Source organism: Pantoea sp. SO10, from assembly GCF_005281435.1.
GTDB lineage: Bacteria > Pseudomonadota > Gammaproteobacteria > Enterobacterales > Enterobacteriaceae > Pantoea > Pantoea leporis.
Map to the genome: position 1 here is coordinate 1,921,509 of NZ_CP040095.1, position 21,168 is coordinate 1,942,676.

Genomic DNA, 21,168 nt, shown 5'->3' on the forward strand with positions numbered 1-21,168 from the left:
GCGTGTCGGAAAGTGGGCACGCTCAGCGCCGTGAAACCGAAAAGTGAGGGCATTATGTACCATCGCGAACCCCCAAGTGAGCAGCAGAATCCCTTATTGCCGGGCTATGCGTTCAATGCCTGGCTGGTGGCAGGCTTAACGCCGATTAATGCCAATGACGCACTCGATTTCTTTATCGATCGTCCGCACGGCATGAAAGGCTACATCCTTAATCTGACCATTAAAGGTCAGGGGCGCGTGTTTGATGGCGAATCTGCCTTCGACTGCGAGCCGGGCGATCTGCTGCTGTTTCAACCGAAAACCCCGCACTATTACGGCCGCGCGCCAGACAGCCCGTGCTGGTTCCATCGCTGGGTCTATTTCCGCCCGCGCGCTTACTGGACCGATTGGTTGCAGTGGCAGGATGAGAGCCAGGGCGTGGGGCGCTTGCATCTGTCAGAAGCGCAGCGTGCCGAGTTTGATCGCCTGTTCGCCAGCATCGAGCAAACCCACAACTCCGGACGTCGCTTCGCCGAAGAGCTGGCGATGAATCTGCTGGAGCGCTTGCTGCTGCGCGCGGTGGAAGAGGATCCGCGTAGCCATCAACAGATCCGCGATCCGCGCGTGATTGAAGCTTGCCAGTACGTCACCAATCATCTGGCGGGCGAAGTGAAGATTGAAGAAGTGGCGCGCCATGTTTGCCTGTCGCCGTCACGGCTGGCGCATCTGTTCCGCGAGCAAATGGGCATTAATCTGCTGCGCTGGCGCGAAGATCAGCGGGTGATCCGCGCCAAACTGCTGCTGCAAACCACTCAGGAACCGATCGCTTCCGTCGGGCGTGAAGTGGGCTACGATGACCAACTTTACTTCTCACGCGTGTTCCGCAAACGCGTTGGCGTCAGCCCCAGCGACTTCCGCCGCCGCAGCCAGGATGCGCAGGATGCGTTAGTGGCGCACGAGAGCTGGCAATCCGCACGGAGTGCTATTTCCTGAGTTTTCAGGTGATTCCGCCTTGTTCTTGTAGATCGATTCGTCTTAAATCATTCTGGTAACGAACAAGAGGAATGAGAATGAGCGATAAATTACGTGTCGGCCTAATCGGCTACGGTTTTGCCAGCAAAACCTTTCATGCACCCTTGATCGCCGGTACGCCGGATGTTGAGCTGGCGGCGATTTCAAGCAGCGATGCCAGCAAAGTGCATGCTGACTGGCCGTCAGTGCAGGTGGTTCCCGATCCACAAGCGCTGCTGGACGACCCGACACTGCAACTGATTGTTATTCCGACCCCGAATGACACCCACTTCCCATTAGCCAAAGCGGCACTCAACGCCGGTAAACACGTGGTGGTCGATAAGCCGTTTACCGTGACGTTGTCACAAGCACGTGAGCTGGATGCGCTGGCCAAAGCCAAAGGTCTGCTGCTGTCGGTGTTCCATAACCGCCGTTGGGACAGCGATTTCCTGACGCTGAAATCCCTGCTGAACGACGGTACGCTGGGCGAAGTGCGTTACTTCGAATCCCACTTTGACCGTTTCCGTCCGGAAGTGCGTCAGCGCTGGCGTGAAATGAAAGGCGCGGGCAGCGGCATTTGGTTCGATCTCGGACCGCACGTGCTGGATCAGGCTTTGCAGCTGTTTGGCACGCCGGTCGCGATCAATGTCGATATGGCAGAGCTGCGTCCGGGCGCGCAAACCACCGATTACTTCCATGCGGTGTTGACCTATCCTACGCGTCGCGTGGTGCTGCATGCCAGCATGCTGGTGGCGGCGGAATCCGCGCGCTTTGTGGTGCACGGCACGCGCGGCAGCTACGTAAAATACGGGCTGGATCCGCAGGAAGATCGTCTGAAAGCGGGTGAACGTCCCCCGCAGGAAGATTGGGGCTACGACATGCGCAACGGCACGCTGACGCTGGCGGAAGGCGATGTGATGGTGGAGAAAGAGCTGCTGACCTTGCCAGGTAACTATCCGGCGTACTACGCAGGTATCCGTGATGCGATTGCGGGCACAGGTGCGAATCCGGTGCAGGCAGAAGAGGCGATTCAGGTGATGGAGTTGATCGAGCTGGGCTTGCAGTCCGCCGAGAAGCGCCAGACCCTGTCGTTGCGTTAATTCGCTTTACTCGCTCTCCCATGGGAGCGCCAATACTCGCTTTATTCCCTCTCCCAAAGGGAGAGGGAATATTTTATCCCGCTACGCGCGCGCGCAGCGCGGCTTTCTCTGCATCACTCAGGAACGCGATGGTTACACCATTATCCTGTGCCTGACGCATCTCTTCTGCCGTCAATCCCGCTTGAGGTGCCGCCACTTCATACTCATGGGCCAGCTCAACGCCCTGAACCGCCGGGTCGTCGGTGTTAATGGTGGCGAGAATGCCGTGCTGCAGGAAGGTTTTCAGCGGATGGCTGCTCAGCGACGACACGGTGCTGGTCTGAATATTCGAAGTGAGGCATGACTCAATCCCAATGCGCTGCTCAGCAAGGAAATCCATCAATGCACGATCTTCAATCGCCTTCACGCCGTGACCAATACGCTCTGCGCCCAGCTCGCGAATCGCTTGCCAGATGCTTTCCGGGCCTGCGGCTTCACCGGCGTGAACGGTAATGCGGAAACCGGCGTCACGCGCACGATTAAAGTGGCTGAGGAATTCACTGCCTGGGAAGCCTAGCTCGTCACCGGCCAAATCGACGGCGGTGATGCCCTCGCGATGTGCCAGCAAAGCTTCCAGCTCACGCAGGCAAGCTTCTTCACCAAAGGTGCGGCTCATAATGCCGGTCAGGCGTACATCAACGCCGTATTGCTGAATGCCGGCGCGCACACCATCAATCACCGCCTCAACCACGCCGGCAATCGGCAGTTGATGCGTCATCGCCATGTAGCCCGGTGAGAAGCGCAGTTCCGCATAATGAATGCCAGCGCGCGCCGCATCTTCAACGTTTTCCAGCGCGATACGACGACAGGCATCAAGATCGCCCAGCACTTTCACGCCCCAGTCGAGTTTCTGCAGGAAACTCACCAGATCCGGTTCATTAGCCGTGACCTGCACATGCGGACGCAATGCATCAAGCGTTTCAGCGGGCAGCGCAAGATTATGCTGACGACCTAAGTCGAGAATGGTTTGTGCGCGGATATTGCCATCAAGGTGGCGGTGAATGTCGGTAAGGGGGAGTTTTGGATCAATCATGGCGCACTCGCTTAAGTTTCATAAAGTGCAGAGGATTATAAAAACATCTTGCGCAACAGCGCCAGCGATTTGCGCAAACAGCAAAACGGATGCTGAATTAATCAGCATCCGTGGCATTTTAGAACGATTTTAGCCCGGCAATCAGGCGATCCAGCCCATCATCCAGTTTGCTGCGCGGGCAACCGGCGTTGAGACGCAGATAACCGCGACTCGCCGCGCCGTAGGTCGAACCCGGCATGATCGCCACTTTGTGTTGATGAATCAGACGCTGTTGCAGCGCCTGTTCATCAATGCCAAGCGGATTGAGATCGATCCACGCCAGGTAAGTCGCGGCGGGCGGTTGCCAGTTAAGCTGCGGAAACGCCGTGTTCAGGCGCTGCGCGATATGCTGCATGTTGCCACGTAGATGGTCGCGCAGCGCATCCAGCCACGGCGCGCCCGCGCGATAAGCGGCGATGGTAGCGGCAAGCGCCATTACCGCTGGCGAGGATAAGCCATCCTCATGCTTCAGCGCATGGAACCACGCCTGACGATCGCGCTCATCAGGAATGATGCCCCACGCGCCGGTCAGCGCCGGAATGTTGAAGCTCTTGGAGGCCGAGGTGAATAGCGCCCAGGCGGACTGCGCGACCTGGCTCCAGGGCGTATGCTGCGCATCACTCAGCACCATGTCCATATGAATTTCATCGCTGATCACCTTCACGCCATGCTTTCCGCACAGCGCCGCCATCTGGCGCAGCTCATCTTCGCGCCACACTTTGCCGCCAGGATTGTGCGGACTGCACAGCAGCATCACTTTACAGCGCGGACGCGCCAGCAAACTTTCCAGCTGCGTCATGTCACACAGCCATTCGTTAGCGTGGCGCTGCAGCGGCAGCTCCAGCACGCGACGCTGATTGCCATTGATGGTGTTATAAAACGCATCGTAAGCGGGGGTGTGAATCAGCACTTCATCATCCGGCTGCGTCCAGTGGCGCAACAGCTGCGCCACCATGTAAATCACCGACGGGCCATAAACCAGCGATTCTGCCGCCACTTCGGTAGCGAAACGGCTGCGCATCCAATGTTGAATGGCAGAAAGAAAATCATCATGCTGCCAGCGGCTGTAGCCAAACACACCGTGTGCGAGGCGCTGTTGCAGCGCCTCGAGGATGCATGGCGCGGTGGCGAAATCCATATCGGAGATAGTGAAGGGCAGCAAGTCCGCCACGCCGAAACGATCGGCCACGAAATCCCACTGCGTACACCAGCTACCGCGGCGATCCACCACCTGATTGAAAGCAAAATCCTGCATCATTACACCGTCGCGCTCATCAGGTGTGCCATCTCATCTTTGACCGACTGCACCTGCGGGCCCATCACCACTTGCAGATTGGTCGCGTTAACATGCACCACGCCAATCGCACCGTTGGCTTTCAGTGTTGCATCATCCACCTTGCTCATGTCGACCACGGTAATGCGCAGACGCGTCAGGCAGTTATCCAGTGAGGCGATGTTTTCCACGCCGCCCAGCGCCGACAGAATCGCTGGCGTATTAAAGCCAGATTTACCCACAGCCGCGCGATTAACCTGCTGCGCCACGTTGTTGGTTTCCACTTCGCGGCCTGGCGTTTTGATGTTGAAGTGACTGATAGCAAAGCGGAAGATGGCGTAATAACCCACGAACCACACCGCAGCAATCACCGGCACCCAATACCATTTGGTGGAGAGGCCGTGCAGCACGCCGAAGACGAAGAAGTCGATCACGTTGCCGTCGGTGTTACCGATGGTGACGCCCAGCATCGCCATCACGGTGAAGCCCAAGCCGGTCAACAGCGCGTGGATCAAATACAGCACCGGCGCGACGAACAGGAACAGGAACTCCAGCGGTTCAGTGGTACCGCCCACCACGCAAGCCACCACGCCGGAAATCAGCAGACCTTTAATTTTATGACGGTTTTCCGGACGGGCGCAGTGATACATCGCCAAGGCCGCACCCGGCAAACCCCCGAGGAAGGCTGGCATTTTACCCTGCGACAGGAAGCGCGTGGCGCTCTCGGCGAAGCCGTGGGTATCTGCACAGGCCAATTGCGCCTGGAAGATAGTTAACGCACCGCTAACACTTTTACCGCACACATCCATGGTGCCGCCCGCATCGGTAAAGCGGATGATTGCCACCAGAATGTGTTGCAAGCCAAAAGGTAAAAGCAGACGTTCGCCAGTACCGAAGATCATCGGACCAAATTCACCGGCGCTGTTAATCACCCAGCCGAGGCCGGTAATCGCGCGTGCAAAGAATGGCCAAATCAGCGGAACCACCAGGCCCAGCACGCCCATCGCCATCGCCGTAACGATCGGCACAAAACGCGTACCACCGAAAAACGCCAGCGCATCTGGCAGGCGAATGTTGTGGAAGCGCTCATGTAACCAGAACACCACGATACCGACGATCACCGCGCCGAGAATACCGGTGTCGATGGACTGAATGCCGAGGATGTTTTGTACGTTATTGGCTTTCAGCACCGCCGCATCAGTGGTTGGCAGAATGCCGTTGATGTTGAGCCAGAAGTTAATACTCAGGTTCAGCACCGCGTAGCCAACAAAACCGGCAAAGGCGGCGACGCCTTTATTCTCGCGCGCCATACCGAGCGGAATGGCAATGGCAAACATCACCGGCAGATAGCTAAAGGCAAAAGAGCCGATCTTCGCCAGCCAGATAAACAGGTATTGCAGGAAAGGCTGATCGAGAAGAGGAATTAGCGTCAGGACGTCATGACTGCTGAGAGAACTGCCAATTCCTAACAGAATGCCGCAGAACGACAGCAGGGCGACGGGCAACATAAAGGTTTTACCCAGACTTTGGAAAAACTCCCAAAGTGACATTTTGGGGCGGCTGGCGGACATAGATTCTCCTGGCAATAAAAAGTGAAAGGCTTCAAAGTGGTCAAGGATGATAAAACGTTTTACCACTTATTTTTGTGGCTATAATCACAAAGAGTGACTAATTGCAGGCTTTATTTTTGGTGCAATCAGTGTAACGTTTTATCTCTTTGAATTTGGACGTCGGTAACGGAACACTATGTCCCAGCAGAAAACCACTATTCATGATGTGGCGTTGGTCGCCGGGGTGTCGGTCTCTACCGTGTCGTTGGTGCTCTCCGGCAAAGGGCGCATCTCGCCCGCTACGGCCACACGCGTTAATCAGGCGATTGAGCAGCTTGGCTACGTGCGTAATCGCTCAGCCTCGATTTTGCGCGGCGGCGAAAGCGGCGTGATCGGCCTGATCGTGCGCGATCTCAGCCAGCCCTTTTATGCCGCGATGACGGCCGGACTCAGTGAAGTGCTGGAGCAGCAGGGCAAAGTGCTGGTGCTGACACAAAGCGGTCAACACGGACAACACCTTAAACGCTGTTTTGACACGCTGGTGGCGCAGGGCGCAGAAGGCATTGTGCTTGGCGGCGCGGCGGCGCAAGCAGAAACGCTGGTGCCGCAGGCGCAGGAGCAAAACATCGCGTTGGTTTGCGCTTCGCGCGCCAGCAGCCTCGACAATGTCGACTCACTGCGGCCCGATAACAGCCAGGCGGCGCGCATGGCAACGGAGTATCTGATTCGGCAGGGACATCAGCGCATCGCCTGGATGGGCGGTTTGGGATCGTCACTGACGCGCGCCGAGCGGATTGGCGGCTATTGCGCCACTTTGCTGCAATATGGCCTATCGTTCCGGTCCGACTGGATTATCGAGTGCGACGATCGCCAGCAAAGCGTGTCGGCGTTAACGCTGCAGTTGTTGCGTCAACATCCCGGCATCACCGCGATTCTGGCGCATAACGGCAGCACCGCGCTCGGCTGCTATTTTGGCGCGTTACGCTGTGGGCGAACCTTTGGTGAAGGCGCGGTGGATAGCTACTACACGCAGCAGCTGGCGCTGGTGGGCTTTAATGACGATCCGCAGCGGGAGCTGCACGATCCCACCATGACCTTTGTCAGTAGTGAAGCGCGTGATGTAGGAAGAAGGGCGGCGGAGCGGATGTTGCGGCGGCTGGCGCAGCCGGAAGCGGAGATTCAGAGTTTGATTGTGCCGCCGCAGCTAATGCGCGGCGAAGTGTAAGGGCGGCCAATTGGCCGCCCCATGAATTACTCTGGCATACCTTCGCTGGTTGGTGCGCCCAGCATATAGCGTGACAGGAACTGCTCCAGCGTCATCTTGTCGCCATTCATGGTGACCTGGCCGTTGCCGTACTGCAGGCTGGTGACGATGTTATCATCCTGCTGCTGCGTCAGGCGGAACATCTGGCCCATCGCTGCTAAACCCTTAACCTGCTGATCCGCCAGTTTCTGCGCATCGTCACCCTGATAACCTTCCGCCAAACCGACATGACGCATGGTTTCGGTTGCCATTGGCATATTGATCGCCAGCTTGCCGTCGAGGGTTTTCAGCACGCGATCCACTGCGGCACCCAAACTCTGCGCCTCGCCGCTCACGGTGGCCGGATCGTTAAAGCCCACGTTCAGGTTAAAGGTGCTTTCACCTTTATCATTTTTCCAGCTCAGCGGCGCGATGCTCAGCGTTGGCGAGCCTTTCAACAGCGTTGGCAGGTTATTACGCAGAATGGTTTGCACGCTGGCCTGATAGCGAATCGGATCTTCCGCCACGCCCGGCTGGTTCAGCAGATCCTGCATCTGCGCGTTGTAAGTATCGGAGAAGGCTTTCACCGCCTGCGCATCAAACTGCGCAAACTTCATCGCCAGCTTAGCTTCACCAAACGGCTGCTTCTGTAGGGTAATCTTGTCAACATCGACATCCAGCTGCCCACCAATCTTGCCTTCTTTATTGTCAAAGGACGAGGTGGTTTTCAGCTTCTCCAGCGACAAACCTTCCTGGCCGTTGATGCTGGCATCCAGTTTATCCAGAGAGATCGACTGATCGCCGACGCGTACGCCTTCCGGGCTGAGATGGGTATCGCCGCTCAGCTTCAGGCCATTCAGCGTAAACAGCACCGGCAGCTCAACCTGGTTTTTGCTGGTGACCGCGATGCTGGAGAAGTCGCCGTCGAGGCTGACTTTGTCACCTTTGCTGTCGGCGCTGATGTTCAGCGTGCCGCCATTGGTGGCCAGACGATCGCCGGTCTGCGGATTGTTGTAATCCACCGCCAGCAGGTTGAGATCGGTATTGGTCGCACCGCTGTAGCCGACGCGGGTATCGGCGTTGACCAGCGATTTGCCGTTGGTCATTTCAAACAGCTTCTTCACCGCATCGGTGTTTTCCAGTTCGGTATGCACGGACGCCATACTTGGGATCAGGCTGCCGCGCTTCAACTGGGCGAACGGGAACGGGCCGTGATCGATCGTCTCGTTAAGCACGATGCTTTGACCAGGCTTCAACAGCGGATTGTCATTGGTTTGCGAGCTGGCCTGCACCACCAATTTGGTTTTGCTGCTAAACACGCCACGCTGATAATCCTGATAGCTCAGCGTCAAACGGCTGTTCGGCGCGTAAGCATTTAGCTGCGCGTTGGCGTTCTGCAACATCTCATCCATATGGCTTTCCAGTTGTTTACCGGTAAACCATGAAGCACCAGTCCAAATCACGCCGAGCGCCACAATCACACCTACGGCAACCTGGGTCTTTTTCATCGCTGTGTCGTCCTTATCCTTGCGTCCGCACGCCGCTGGTCGGTGCGCGACGGGTGAAGAAAAACGCCCGCAGGCGTTTTAAATTAATAGTTTAAAAGAATAGCAGTTAATGCTGGCAGCGTCAGCCGGATCTCAGTTGAGCGTATTAAACACGCGCGCCAGCCGTCCGGTGCCTGCCGCGTTGACCGGCGACTCATTGGCAGCGACAAAGCAGGATTCACCCGGCTTCAGCACCAGCTGTTGCCCGGACTTCTCAATTATCGCCTGACCTTCAATGCAGAACAGCAGGGCCGCGCTGTTTTGTGCCAGCGTTTGCGGCGCAGCGGAAAGCCCATGAATGGCAAAGGCAAAGTCCTCTACCGGAATCGGGAAGTTCAGGGTTTCGCCGTCGCGCTGCGGCTGCGTTAGCAGCGTCGCGGCCGGTTTTGCCTGAAATTTCAGGTTAGCCAGCAGTTCCGGGATATCGATGAACTTCGGCGTCAGACCGGCGCGCAGCACGTTATCGGAGTTCGCCATCACTTCCAGCGCCACGCCTTTCAGATAGGCGTGCGGCGTTTCGGCAAACAGGAACATCGCTTCACCCGGCTGCAGGGTAATAACATTGAGCAGCAGCGGCGAAAACAGACCGCTGTCATCCGGATAATCGATGGCGATAGATTTGATGGTCTGCCATGGTTCGCCTTCACGCGCATTTAGCGCCGATTTCAGTACGCCGATGGCGCGCGATTTTGCCTCGTCTTGCAGCGACAGCAGCGTGGCGAACAGTTTTGCCAGATTGGCTTCATCAGTGTTTTCGAGGAAGTGAGCGATCTGCGGATGCGCACCTGCCACCGGCTCCAGCAGCGAGACAATCTCATGCAGCTCACGGAAACCGTTCATCGCCTGGAAGGGTGTCAGCGCATACACCAGCTCGGGCTTGTGATTAGCGTCTTTATAGTTACGTTCGGCGGCGCTGAGTGGAATGCCCGCGGCATTTTCACGCGCAAAACCCTGTTCGGCAGCGGCTTTGCTGGGGTGCACCTGAATCGACAGCGGCTGATCGGCGCACAGCACTTTAAACAGGAACGGCAGCTCGCCGAAACGTTCAGCCACCGCTTTGCCGAGCATGGCAACTTTGTCGGCATCAATTACTTCACGCAGCGAACGCACTTCGCCGTTGACCTCAACGGTAGACGGGCTTTTCGGGTGCGCGCCCATCCACAGTTCCGCCATCGGCAAACCTTGTGGATTTTCGATGCCATAGAGTTCGGTCAGCGCAGTTTTGCTGCCCCACGCGTAATTTTGCAGCGAATTGTTCAATTTTTGCATCGTTTACCCTTAATAACCGTAAGTAAATAGGCTTATTAAAGCAGAAAGTGCCATAGAAAATACACGAACAAGTGCAATAAAGGCGATAGGCTCGCATAATGTTAAATTCTTGTATGTGACAATCTTGCTCGCTCAACGGCGTCTCGGGAAGGCGTTTAGAGCGGAAACCTCAAAATCTGAGCTAAGGAGACGTAGTCATGGCAGCCAATCGCATTGAAAAAGACTCAATGGGACCGATCGAAGTACCGGCAGATAAGTTGTGGGGCGCACAAACCCAGCGTTCGCTGGAACATTTCAAAATCTCAACCGAGAAAATGCCCGTGGCATTGGTGCATGCGCTGGCGCTGACCAAACGCGCGGCGGCGCAGGTGAACCAGGATCTCGGCTTGCTTCCGGCCAATCGTGCCCAGGCGATTCTCAAAGCCGCCGACGAAGTGCTGGCCGATAAGCACAGCGAGGAGTTTCCGCTGGCAATTTGGCAGACCGGCTCCGGCACCCAGACCAACATGAACATGAATGAAGTGCTGGCCAACCGCGCCAGTGAAATTCTTGGCGGCGAGCGTGGCATGTCGCGTCTGGTGCACCCAAATGACGACGTGAATAAAAGCCAAAGCTCCAACGATGTGTTCCCCACCGCCATGCACGTGGCCGCGGTCATCGCCGTGCGGGAGCAGCTGATTCCGCAGATTCACGTGCTGAAAAAGACGCTGAGTGAAAAATCCGACGCCTTCAAAGATATCGTCAAGATTGGTCGTACCCACTTGCAGGATGCGACACCGCTGACGCTCGGTCAGGAGATCTCCGGCTGGGTAGCGATGCTTGAGCACAATCTCAAACATATTGAGAACAGTATTCCGCACGTAGCGGAGCTGGCGCTGGGCGGCACCGCGGTCGGGACCGGCCTGAATACCCATCCGGAATACGCGGTTCGCGTGGCTAAAGCGCTGGCCGATTTGACCAAACAGCCGTTTGTCACCGCGCCGAACAAGTTCGAGGCGCTGGCGACCTGCGATGCGCTGGTGCACGCGCACGGTGCGCTGAAAGGCCTGGCGGCTTCGCTGATGAAAATTGCCAACGACGTGCGCTGGCTGGCCTCAGGCCCGCGTTGCGGCATTGGCGAACTGGCGATCCCGGAAAATGAGCCAGGCAGCTCGATCATGCCAGGCAAAGTGAACCCCACGCAGTGCGAAGCGCTGACCATGCTGTGTTGTCAGGTGATGGGCAACGACGTGGCGGTGAATATTGGCGGCGCGTCCGGCAACTTTGAGCTCAACGTGTTTCGTCCGATGGTGATCCACAACTTCCTGCAATCGGTGCGTCTGCTGGCCGACGGCATGGACAGCTTCAATCACCACTGCGCGATTGGCATTGAACCGGTACGCGAGCGCATCGATCAGCTGCTGAACGAATCGCTGATGCTGGTGACGGCGCTGAATACCCATATCGGCTACGACAAAGCGGCGGAAATCGCTAAGAAAGCCCATAAAGAAGGCCTGACGCTGAAAGGCTCGGCGCTGAAGCTGGGCTATCTGACCGAAGAGCAGTTCGATGAATGGGTGCGTCCGGAGGAGATGGTTGGCAGCATGAAGCAGTAAACCGCTGTTAAAAACTGGCAGACGTAGCACCCTCGTAGCGGCGCAATTGATTGCGCGATAAATCGCGCCGCTACGGATTGTGCGGTGATTTATAGCCGCCCGCTATACAACACCGGACCGGTTGGCTGGCCGGTTGGCGAGCCGCCGCGCGGTTCAAGGCTGATGGCAATGATGCCTGAGCGGGAAATCGTGCTATTCAACGCCACATCCGTTGCCTTCTGATTATCCAACAAACCCAATGAAATCGGCGCTTTGCCTGGCGGAATCAGCCACAGCTGCAAACTGTTGTTATCGGCGATGGTCACAGGATGTAACGGCGTCAGGCTCAGCTGCGCCAGTTTGCTGTCCGCGCTGACCACCCATTGCTGTTGATGCTGGGCGTCGTTCAGTACCGTCAACGGCGTTAACGTCGGCTGCTGCAGGAACAGTGAGGCGAGCAGGGCGAACGCCGCGACACTGGCAGCCGCCAGCCAGCCCGCATAATGGCGTTTGGGTTGAATGACGCGTTGCTCGGGCAAACTCAATGTAATCTTCTTCCACACCTTTTCCGGTGGCGTGACGGGTGCAAGCTGATTATCCAGGCCCGCCAGCAGGGCTTGCCAGCGCGCAACGTTGGCCGCAAGGGCAGGCTCGTTACGCAACCTGCGTGCAAAGCGCAAACGCGCCAGCCCACTCAAGGTGCCCAGCGCATACTCGGCTGATAAGGCCTCATCGCGTTGTAGTTTATCGTTCATAGGCCCACACACTCCCGCAGATGCTCCAGCGCGCGGCGAATCCAGCTTTTTACCGAGCCAACCGGCTGTTGCAGCCAGGCGGCAATATCACTGTGGGACATCCCCTGATAATAGGCGAGCGTGATGCTTTGCTGCTGTTCGCTGCTCAGATGGCCAATGCAGTGTCGCAGGCGATCGGCTTGTGCCGGATCGTGCCAGTTATTCTGTTCGTCTTCGCTGGTGATTGGTAGCAGGTCGCTAAACTCTTCTGCCTCCAGCGTCAGGCGCGCCTGTCCGCTGCGTAACCCGTCAATGCAGCGATTGCGCACAATGTGCGTCATCCACGTCATCGGCGCGCTCAGGGCGGCATCGTATGAAGCGGCGCGGTTCCAGATGGTGAGGTAGCAATCGTGCAGCACCTCTTCCGCCCAACCTTGCTGACGCAGCATGCGCAGGGCAAGGGCGAAAAGATGCGGCGACGTAAGTCGATACAGTTGCTCAAACGCGCGGCGATCGCCTTTCGCGATCGCCGGCAATAAGTTGTCTAACCGTTCTGCAAGCCTGTTATCCATCATCTTCCCGGTTGGCTAAAATGCCCAATCCGAGTATAGGCAATTACTTAGGCATCAAGACGGTATCAATCACATCAATCACACCATTTTTCTGATTGACGTCATAAGTGCTGATATTCGCCACATTGCCTTGACCATCTTTCAGCTGAATATTGTGCGGGCCATTATTCATAATCCACAACGGTTGGCCGTTGACGGTTTTCAGCTCGGCATGTCCGCCACCTTGCTTAATTTTTTTCTCCAGCGCTTTCATGTCGTATTTACCGGCCACCACATGATAAGTCAGGATGCTGGTCAACTTCGCTTTGTTCTCCGGTTTGACCAGGCTATCAACGGTGCCCGCAGGCAACTTGGCGAAGGCCGCATTGGTTGGCGCGAAGACAGTAAACGGACCTTTACCTTCGAGGGTTTCAACCAAACCCGCCGCTTTAACAGCAGCAACCAGCGTGGTGTGATCTTTGGAGTTCAGCGCGTTTTCAACGATGTTCTTTTGCGGATACATCGCTGCGCCGCCGACCATCACGGAGTCATCATTCATGGCGGCAAATGCACCTGCGGTGAACAGTAAAGTGCTGGATACGACTGCAATGCTCATTAGCTTTTTCATCATAAATCCTCGTAGTAGGGAGCGAAGAAGTTGCTCACACTCTGATATACGAGGGCAGCCTGCGAATTGGATGCAGCGATTTAAAAATAAATTTTACGCCAGCCGATCGCTCCACAAATGCAGGCGCGGAATGATCAGATGCAGCGGCTCGGCCAGCGGTTTATGACGCCAGGCAACGTTATCGGCATCGTAGTTCAGCAGTTCTCCCAGAATCGGCACCTGCGTGCGATCGCGGCACAGCACCAGCAGCGGAGAAGGGCAGGCAAGCTGCACCTGTTTCTTTTCGCTGGCGCGCCATACGCGGGCAATCGGCTGCACCTTCACCGGACGCTTGATTTTCAGCTTCGCACCGGCTGGCAACGCGAGGATTGCTTCCAGCTCTTGCTGCACTTTCTCTGCCCACTGTTCCCGCGTCCACGGTGCCTGCGCACGATTGGCCTTCAGGCTGCGCTCCAGCTGTTCTACCACCGCATCACGCGTGACGTTTTTGATGATGTTTTTATTCGCCCAACCAAAGCGCAAACTGTCCGGCGCGTTGAGCAGCGTTACGCTACGGTAGGCGTTAAGCGTAATTAACCCGCGCAGATGCTGGTGGACGAACTCAAAGCGCGCCTCGCTCGGCAAGCCCGACTCCACGGTGATCAGCTGTTCCAGCCGCTGCTTCAAAGTATTAATCTCAGCAACCTGCTGCGTAATCTGCGCATGCACATCGCCGTCGGCTTCAATGCAAATCGCGCCCGGCAAGCGCACGGCGGCTTTGGTGCTGAGCTTTTCCGATTGATGCTGCATAAACAGGCGGCAGTAATGCATTAGCGCCATGTCGCGTGCCGTTTTACCAAGATGCTGCGTCACCGCGATGCGTTCAATTTCATCATGTTCGCGGCCTTTCTCGATTTCCGGCAGACTAAACACGCGCGCAATCAACAGCGGTTGCTGCTCAATGTGTTGACGTAACGCGCCCAATCCCGCCTCCAGCGCATTAACGCATTCGTGCAGATCGGCAACCAAATCATAACGAGCCATAAAACGCCTCCATAGTTACAACATACTTTTAGTGTACTGGCTTGAGCGCCGGTCTGCCAGCGTAGCGCAAGGATTTTGTTAAGCAGGGAAACGTGGGATTTTTCAAGCTGGATGAACGTGTTATAACAATGCTTTGCCTGCTAACGGAATAATGTTGTGAAGCCTCAGCCAAAGCCACCTGCCGCCGCCATAGTTACGCTTGGCGTAGTACAAATCCTGTCGTGGGGCGGATCCTTCTATCTTATGGCGGTGATGGCCAATCCGATCGTGGCGGAAACCGGCTGGTCGCAACAATGGGTGTATGGCGCGCTATCGCTCGGCATGCTGATTTCCGGTTTGCTGGCGCCGCTGAGTGGGCGACTGATTTCCCGCTCCTATGGCCGCGCATTGCTGGCGGCGAGCGGGGCGGTGATGGCGATCGGTCTGGTGATCATGGGATTAAGCCACAATCTGCCGCTGTTTCTGTTTGCCTGGCTGATTATCGGCGTAGGTATGGCGATGGGCCTGTACGATGCGCTGTTTGCCACGCTCGGCACGCTCTATGGCGGCCAGGCACGCGGCGCGATAACCGGCATTACGCTGATTTCTGGCTTCTGTACCACTATCGTGTGGCCGGGCACCGCGCTGCTGATTCACTGGCTGGATTGGCGTAACGCCTGTTTTGCCATTGCCGGATTGTTATGTGTTTCAGTGTTGCCCGCCTATCTCTACGCGCTACCCGCGCCAGAAGCGAAAATCGCCGCCGCTAAGGTAAAACCGACCGCGCAGGGCGACGAACTGGCACCGACACTGTTTTGGCTGCTGTGCAGCATTTTCACGCTCGCATCGGTGATCATGACGGCGATTTCGGTGCAGCTGATCACCCTGCTGCAGGCCAGCGGCCACACGCTGGCGTCGGCGCTGGCCATCAGTGCGATTCTCGGTCCGTGTCAGGTGGCATCGCGCATCGTAGACATCGCCTTCAAGCGCGGTCACCCGATCTGGACCACCTATTTCTCGGTGGGATTGGTGGCGCTCGGCTTGCTGCTGCTGGCGTGTTACCCGCAGTTTGCGGTGCTCAGCATGGTGCTGTACGGTGCCGGAAATGGTTTGCGCGCCATTGTGCGGGGAACTTTACCGCTGGTGATGGTCAAACCAGAGGCCTACGCGATTGTGGTAGGGCGCATGGCGCGTCCCGCCTTGATTGGTCAGGCCTTGACGCCGCTGGTTGGTGGCTATGTGTTTCAGCACCTCGGTGCCAGCGCCACGCTGTGGTTGTTATGCGTTCTGGCGTTGATTAACGTGCTGTTGGTCGCGCTTTTGCAGCAGAAATTGCCGCAGGCCAGCCCACAGTCGGAAAGGGGAGTGATAAACTAAGCAGCCTGTGCGCTTCTGCCCGATTAAATGGGGAATACGTGCCTGGATCACGGGCGTTGACTTCTAAAAAGCAACAGTGTTTGTTATATTTATTGCTCATTGATTACTCACTGTCGCGGCATAAAAACAACAAGATAACCGCAACTCAGGATATTGAAATGCTTGATTACCGCTTCCCGACAGCTTTGCAGATGGTTTTGAGCGTAGCGATGGCGGAGCAACTGGGCAAACGCTCGACCAGTGCCATATTGGCGTATGGTCTTGAAGCGAACCCCAGTTTCATTCGGAAACTTATGGTTCCGCTCACGCGTGACGGCATCATCGTCTCAACGCTTGGCCGCACCGGTTCCATTCATCTGGGTCGCCCGGCCGCCGAAATCACACTGCGCGACATTTATACTTCTGTGATTGAAGATAAAAAACTCTGGGCGTCACGTCCGGACGTGGCACCGCGTTGTCTGGTCAGTGCCAACCTGTGTTGGTATTTCAAATCGATTGCTGAAGAGGCTGAAGAAGCGTCGCTGAAAGTGCTGGAAACCCGCACCGTAGCGGACGCGCTGGCCGAACTGAAGCATAACGACACCAGCAACTGCGAAGAGTTGCCCGATCTCGAACTCGCCGACCTGTGTAAAAAAGGCCGCTAAAACCACTCTCATCCGTAAGGGCGTCATTCATGACGCCCTTTTTTATTGCCTCAATCTGCACGCAAAAAAAAAATCCGGGCACTTGGCCCGGATTGTTCATTTCACCTAAAACCCTTACACCGTTTGCACTTCCGCCTGTGGTTGCTTGCGCGTCACCAGCTTACGCAGCGTCACATAGAACACCGGCGTCAGGAACAGCCCAAACAGCGTCACGCCCAACATGCCGGAGAACACGGTAATCCCGGTTACGCCGCGCACTTCTGCGCCCGCACCTTCGCCAAGAATCAGCGGGATGGTACCGGCGATAAAGGCAATCGAGGTCATAACGATCGGACGCAGACGCAGACGACAGGCTTCCAGCGCTGCATCGACAATGCTCTTGCCTTGCATCTCCAGCTCGCGCGCAAACTCGACGATAAGAATCGCGTTCTTACACGCCAGTCCCATCAGCACTACCAGCCCAACCTGCACAAACACGTTGTTATCGCCACCGGTCAGCCACACGCCGACCAGCGCCGAGAGCATGGTTACCGGCACAATCAGGATCACCGCTAGCGGCAGCGTCCAGCTTTCATACAGCGCCGCCAGCACCAGGAATGCGAGTAAAACCGCGACCGGGAAGACGATCAGCGCGGTATTGCCCTGCGTTGATTGCTGATAGCTCAGGTCGGTCCATTCAATGTTCATGCCGTTCGGCAGCACCTGCGTCGACATCTCCTCCAGCTTCTGCATCGCCTGTGCCGAAGAGAGCACGCGCGGATCGGCATCACCAATCAGGTCCGCCGCCGGATAGCCGTTATAGCGAATCACCGGATCCGGGCCATATGTAGTGGTGATATTCACCATGCTGCCAATCGGCACCATTTCGCCGCGATCGTTGCGGGTACGCAGGTTACCGATACCCTGCACGCTATCGCGGAAATCGCCGTCCGCCTGCGCCATCACGCGCCAGGTGCGACCAAACTTATTAAAATCGTTGACGTACGACGATCCGAGATAAGTTTGCAGCGTGCTGAACAGTTCGGTCAGCGACACGCCTTGCGCTTTGGCTTTATCCCGATCCACCTGCACATCCAGCTGCGGCACGTTAGCCTGGTAGGATGAAATCGGGAACATCATGCCCGGCGTCTGCAACACCGCACCGGTCATGGTGTTGATGGCGGTTTGCAGCGCACCGTAACCGAGCCCCGCGCGATCCTGCACATACAGCGAATAACCCGAACCTTGTCCCAGACCTAAAATCGGCGGGGGCATAATCGAGAAGCCAAAACCTTGCTGGATTTTCGAGATCTTAGCGTTGATCTCAGCATTAATTTCCGCGGCGGTGCGCGTACGTTCACTGAACGGCTTCAAACCGAAGAACACCGTGCCGGTATTCGGCGTGTTGGTGAACTGCAACGCGTTCAAACCGGGGAAGGCGACCGAATAAGCCACGCCTTCGGTGTTCATGCCGATCTCGCTCATCTTGCGAATCACTTCATCGGTACGCGCCAGCGACGAACCTTCCGGCATCTTCACGCCGCCAATCAGGTAGAGCTTGTCCTGTGTCGGAATAAAGCCGCCCGGCACGGTATGGAACATAAAGCCCGCACCGGCCAGCAGCAGCACGTAGACGCCGAACACCGCGCCACGACGACGCAAGGTTTTACCCACCAGCGATTCATAGCCATCCGAACTGCGCTGGAAGAAGCGGTTGAACGGACGGAACAGCCAGCCGAGCAGGCGATCGATAATGCGCGTCGGCATATCCTTTGCGGCATCATGTGGCTTCAGCAGCAGTGCTGCCAGCGCCGGTGACAGCGTTAGCGAGTTGATGGCGGAGATCACCGTTGAGATGGCAATCGTCACCGCAAACTGCTTATAGAACTGACCGGTCACGCCGGACAGGAACGCCATCGGCACGAACACCGCACACAGCACCAGCGCGATGGCGATAATCGGCCCGGACACTTCACGCATCGCCTGATGCGCCGCCGCCGTCGGCGATAAGCCTTGCTCGATATTACGTTCGACGTTCTCCACCACGACAATGGCGTCATCCACCACGATACCGATCGCCAACACCAGCCCAAACAAACTTAAGGTATTGAGCGAGAAGCCGAGCAGATAAAGGATGCTGAAGGTACCGACCACCGAAACCGGCACCGCCAGCAGCGGGATAATCGAGGCGCGCCAGGTTTGCAGGAACAGAATCACCACCAGCACCACCAGCACAATCGCTTCGAACAGCGTTTGCACCACGGCACGGATCGAGTCACGCACGAACACCGTTGGGTCGTACGGCGCGGCCCACTGCACATCGTCCGGGAAACGGGTGGCCAGTTCGGCCATTTTGTCGCGCACCGCATTTGACAGATCGATGGCGTTGGCGCCCGGCGCCTGGAAGATACCGATGCCGACCGCATCTTTGTTGTTGAGCTGCGAACGCAGCGCGTAGCTGCCAGAACCCATCTCGATGCGCGCCACGTCACGCAGTCGCACCAGCGTGCCGTCGTCAGCGGTTTTCAGGATGATATTGCCGAACTGCTCTTCGCTCTCAAGACGACCCTGGGTGTTGATCGACAGCAGAAAATCGCTCTGTTTCTTCAGCGGCTCCGCGCCAAGCTGGCCGGCAGACACCTGCACGTTCTGCTCCTGCATCGCGCTGACCACATCGGAGGCGGTCAAGCCACGTGCCGCCACCTTATTGGGATCGAGCCAGACGCGCATCGCGTATTCACCGGCACCGAAGATCTGAATCTGACCGACGCCTGGCAGGCGCGCCAGTTCATCCTTCACCTTCAGGGTGGCGTAGTTACGCAGATAGAGGGAATCGTACTTGCCGTGCGGCGAGAACATGTGCACCACCAGCGTCAGCGTCGGCGACATCTTCTGCGTGGTGAGGCCGAGTTGGCGCACCTCTTCCGGCAGACGCGCTTCAGCCTGCGCCACGCGGTTCTGCACCTGAACCTGCGCCTGATCCGGATCGGTGCCCGGACGGAAGGTCACGGTGGTGACCAGCACGCCATCGGAACCCGCCACGGATTTCATGTACATCATGTTTTCTACCCCGTTGATGGCTTCTTCCAGCGGCGTCGCCACAGAATCTGCAATCACTTTGGGGTTGGCACCGGGATATTCCGCGCGCACCTGCACGCTCGGTGGCACCACGTTGGGATATTCACTGATCGGCAGCAGCGGAATGGCGATCAGTCCGGTGGTAAAGATCAAAATCGACAGCACCGCGGCGAAAATCGGTCGGTCGATAAAAAAGCGGGAGAAATCCATAAAAGGCAGTCTCGAAGGTTATTGAGCGGAGCGCATCGCCACCGGTTGGGCGTTCACCGGCATGCCAGGCATAAAGACTTTCTGCAAGCCGTTAACGATCACCTTGTCGCCGGGCTTCAGGCCTTGCTGCACAATACGCAGACCATCGGCTAACTCGCCGGCCTGAATATCGCGGCGCTGGGCTTTACCTTGCGCATCGACCACGAAAACGTACTTACGATCCTGATCGGTGAGCACGGCTTTATCATCAATCAACAGGGCGGTGAAGTCGGCGCGGCCCGGCAAGCGCACGCGCGCAAACAGGCCCGGTGTGAACTGACGCTGCTGATTATCCAGCGAGGCGCGCATGCGGATGGTGCCGGTGCTGGCGGTCAGCTGGTTATCGAGGAAATCCACGGTGCCGCGATGCGGAAAACCCTCTTCGCCGGTCAGCGCTACTTCTACCGGCAGTGACCCGCGATTTTCGCCTTTACGCGCCATCGCCTGATAATGCAGATAGGTGGCTTCATCGACGTCGAAGTAGACGTACATGCGATCCTGCGATACCAACGTGGTCAGCACGCTGGCGCTGTCACCGGCGGTCACTAAGTTGCCGGTGGTGATCATCGCGCGGCTGGCGCGACCTTCAATCGGCGCGGTAACGCGGGTGAAATCAAGATTCAGCTGCGCCATATCCACCGCCGCCTGTGCTGACAGCACGCTGGCCTGCGCCTGATTAGCCGCCGAGCGACGCTGTTCCCACTCTTCGCGTGACACGACATTGGTGCCAATCAGTTTATCGGTACGCGCCGATTCACTGCGGGCCAGCGTAGCCTGGCTACGCGCGTTAGCGAGTTCGGCCTGCGCCTGCTCGAGCGTGGCGCGGTAGGTGCGATCGTCGATGGTGAACAGCACCTGACCTTTTTTCACCTCATCGCCTTCGCGATAATTAACCTGATCGATATAGCCCGAAACGCGCGGCCGCAGCTGCACGCTCTGCACCGCTTCGAAACGGCCATTAAAGCTATCCCATTGGCTGACTTTCTGCTCTACCACCTGCGCGACACTTACTTCGGGCGGTGGCGGCGGGGCGTTTTGCGCCACACCGCGATCGCAACCGGCCAGCAGGCTTCCCAGCAACATCACTCCTGACAGGCTTACCGCCCATTGAACCCTGTACGTTTGCAGATGCATTGTTGTTATTCCGCTTTGGTGAAAATGAAAGGAGACGTACGAAAAATCTGCAACTTTTATGATTGCATTAAAACGCCACGAGTGTAGGCTTGCTCAAACTGCATCTGCAAGAATATCTGATACACTTTATGTGCG

General features: G+C 57.0%; 17 protein-coding genes. 6 read left to right on the forward strand and 11 right to left on the reverse strand.

Translation table 11 applies throughout. The annotated features are described in order from the left end of the window. Positions 1–54 precede the first annotated feature (54 nt). Together araC and FCN45_RS08985 are read left to right on the forward strand one after the other, a co-directional pair. Positions 55–972 carry an arabinose operon transcriptional regulator AraC gene (araC, locus tag FCN45_RS08980; protein ID WP_101764513.1) on the forward strand — a complete coding sequence of 306 codons (918 nt, stop codon included), beginning with the start codon at positions 55–57 and terminating at the stop codon, positions 970–972. A gap of 77 nt (positions 973–1,049) precedes the next feature. After that, positions 1,050–2,090: an oxidoreductase gene (locus FCN45_RS08985; RefSeq protein WP_137385702.1), complete on the forward strand. Its 1,041-nt coding sequence runs from the start codon at positions 1,050–1,052 to the stop codon at positions 2,088–2,090. A 73-nt stretch (positions 2,091–2,163) separates the two neighbouring features. On the opposite strand, the gene add is transcribed toward FCN45_RS08985, so the two are convergent. From add to malX, 3 genes are all read right to left on the reverse strand, one after another. Further along, a complete protein-coding gene (add, locus tag FCN45_RS08990) occupies positions 2,164–3,162 on the reverse strand; it encodes an adenosine deaminase (RefSeq protein WP_101764511.1) in 999 nt (332 codons plus the stop codon). A gap of 118 nt (positions 3,163–3,280) precedes the next feature. Continuing rightward, positions 3,281–4,459: a MalY/PatB family protein gene (locus FCN45_RS08995; protein ID WP_137385703.1), complete on the reverse strand. Its 1,179-nt coding sequence runs from the start codon at positions 4,457–4,459 to the stop codon at positions 3,281–3,283. Further along, a complete protein-coding gene (gene malX, locus FCN45_RS09000; RefSeq protein ID WP_137385704.1) occupies positions 4,459–6,045 on the reverse strand; it encodes a maltose/glucose-specific PTS transporter subunit IIBC in 1,587 nt (528 codons plus the stop codon). The genes FCN45_RS08995 and malX overlap by 1 nt, the downstream gene beginning before the upstream one ends. 175 nt (positions 6,046–6,220) lie before the next feature. Here malX and malI point away from each other — a divergent pair, with 175 nt between their 5' ends. Beyond that, positions 6,221–7,249 (forward strand): Mal regulon transcriptional regulator MalI, encoded by a 1,029-nt coding sequence (malI, locus tag FCN45_RS09005; RefSeq protein WP_137385705.1) that lies wholly within the window; start codon positions 6,221–6,223, stop codon positions 7,247–7,249. 26 nt (positions 7,250–7,275) lie between these two features. Here the strand turns inward: malI and FCN45_RS09010 are convergent, their stop codons facing one another. Then, on the reverse strand, positions 7,276–8,775 hold the full coding sequence (locus tag FCN45_RS09010) for a YdgA family protein (RefSeq protein WP_137385706.1): 1,500 nt from the start codon (positions 8,773–8,775) through the stop codon (positions 7,276–7,278). 132 nt (positions 8,776–8,907) lie between these two features. Next, entirely contained in the window at positions 8,908–10,083 is a 1,176-nt protein-coding gene (manA, locus tag FCN45_RS09015; RefSeq protein WP_137385707.1) for a mannose-6-phosphate isomerase, read from the reverse strand. A 197-nt stretch (positions 10,084–10,280) separates the two neighbouring features. On the opposite strand from manA, the gene fumC reads away from it, so the two are divergent. Further along, on the forward strand, positions 10,281–11,678 hold the full coding sequence (gene fumC / locus FCN45_RS09020) for a class II fumarate hydratase (protein ID WP_137385708.1): 1,398 nt from the start codon (positions 10,281–10,283) through the stop codon (positions 11,676–11,678). Between the two features lie 89 nt (positions 11,679–11,767). Here the strand turns inward: fumC and FCN45_RS09025 are convergent, their stop codons facing one another. The 4 genes from FCN45_RS09025 to tus form a co-directional block, all read right to left on the reverse strand. Then, positions 11,768–12,412 (reverse strand): anti-sigma factor domain-containing protein, encoded by a 645-nt coding sequence (locus tag FCN45_RS09025; protein ID WP_137385709.1) that lies wholly within the window; start codon positions 12,410–12,412, stop codon positions 11,768–11,770. Then, positions 12,409–12,963, reverse strand: coding sequence for a sigma-70 family RNA polymerase sigma factor (locus FCN45_RS09030; RefSeq protein ID WP_110866066.1), 555 nt, complete (start codon positions 12,961–12,963; stop codon positions 12,409–12,411). Before FCN45_RS09030 ends, FCN45_RS09025 begins: the two co-directional genes overlap by 4 nt. A 43-nt stretch (positions 12,964–13,006) precedes the next feature. Beyond that, complete coding sequence (locus tag FCN45_RS09035) at positions 13,007–13,570, reverse strand: fasciclin domain-containing protein (RefSeq protein WP_101764502.1); 564 nt, start codon at positions 13,568–13,570, stop codon at positions 13,007–13,009. Between the two features lie 93 nt (positions 13,571–13,663). Further along, on the reverse strand, positions 13,664–14,593 hold the full coding sequence (tus, locus tag FCN45_RS09040; RefSeq protein ID WP_101764501.1) for a DNA replication terminus site-binding protein: 930 nt from the start codon (positions 14,591–14,593) through the stop codon (positions 13,664–13,666). Positions 14,594–14,749: 156 nt separating this feature from the next. Between tus and FCN45_RS09045 the strand changes: the two genes are divergently transcribed. Then, positions 14,750–15,949 carry an MFS transporter gene (locus FCN45_RS09045; protein WP_137385710.1) on the forward strand — a complete coding sequence of 400 codons (1,200 nt, stop codon included), beginning with the start codon at positions 14,750–14,752 and terminating at the stop codon, positions 15,947–15,949. Positions 15,950–16,107: 158 nt separating this feature from the next. Next, positions 16,108–16,593 (forward strand): Rrf2 family transcriptional regulator, encoded by a 486-nt coding sequence (locus FCN45_RS09050; protein WP_008110154.1) that lies wholly within the window; start codon positions 16,108–16,110, stop codon positions 16,591–16,593. 114 nt (positions 16,594–16,707) lie between these two features. Here the strand turns inward: FCN45_RS09050 and oqxB are convergent, their stop codons facing one another. Together oqxB and FCN45_RS09060 are read right to left on the reverse strand one after the other, a co-directional pair. After that, complete coding sequence (gene oqxB, locus FCN45_RS09055; RefSeq protein WP_137385711.1) at positions 16,708–19,860, reverse strand: multidrug efflux RND transporter permease subunit OqxB; 3,153 nt, start codon at positions 19,858–19,860, stop codon at positions 16,708–16,710. A gap of 18 nt (positions 19,861–19,878) precedes the next feature. After that, positions 19,879–21,033 carry an efflux RND transporter periplasmic adaptor subunit gene (locus tag FCN45_RS09060; RefSeq protein ID WP_137385712.1) on the reverse strand — a complete coding sequence of 385 codons (1,155 nt, stop codon included), beginning with the start codon at positions 21,031–21,033 and terminating at the stop codon, positions 19,879–19,881. Positions 21,034–21,168 lie beyond the last annotated feature (135 nt).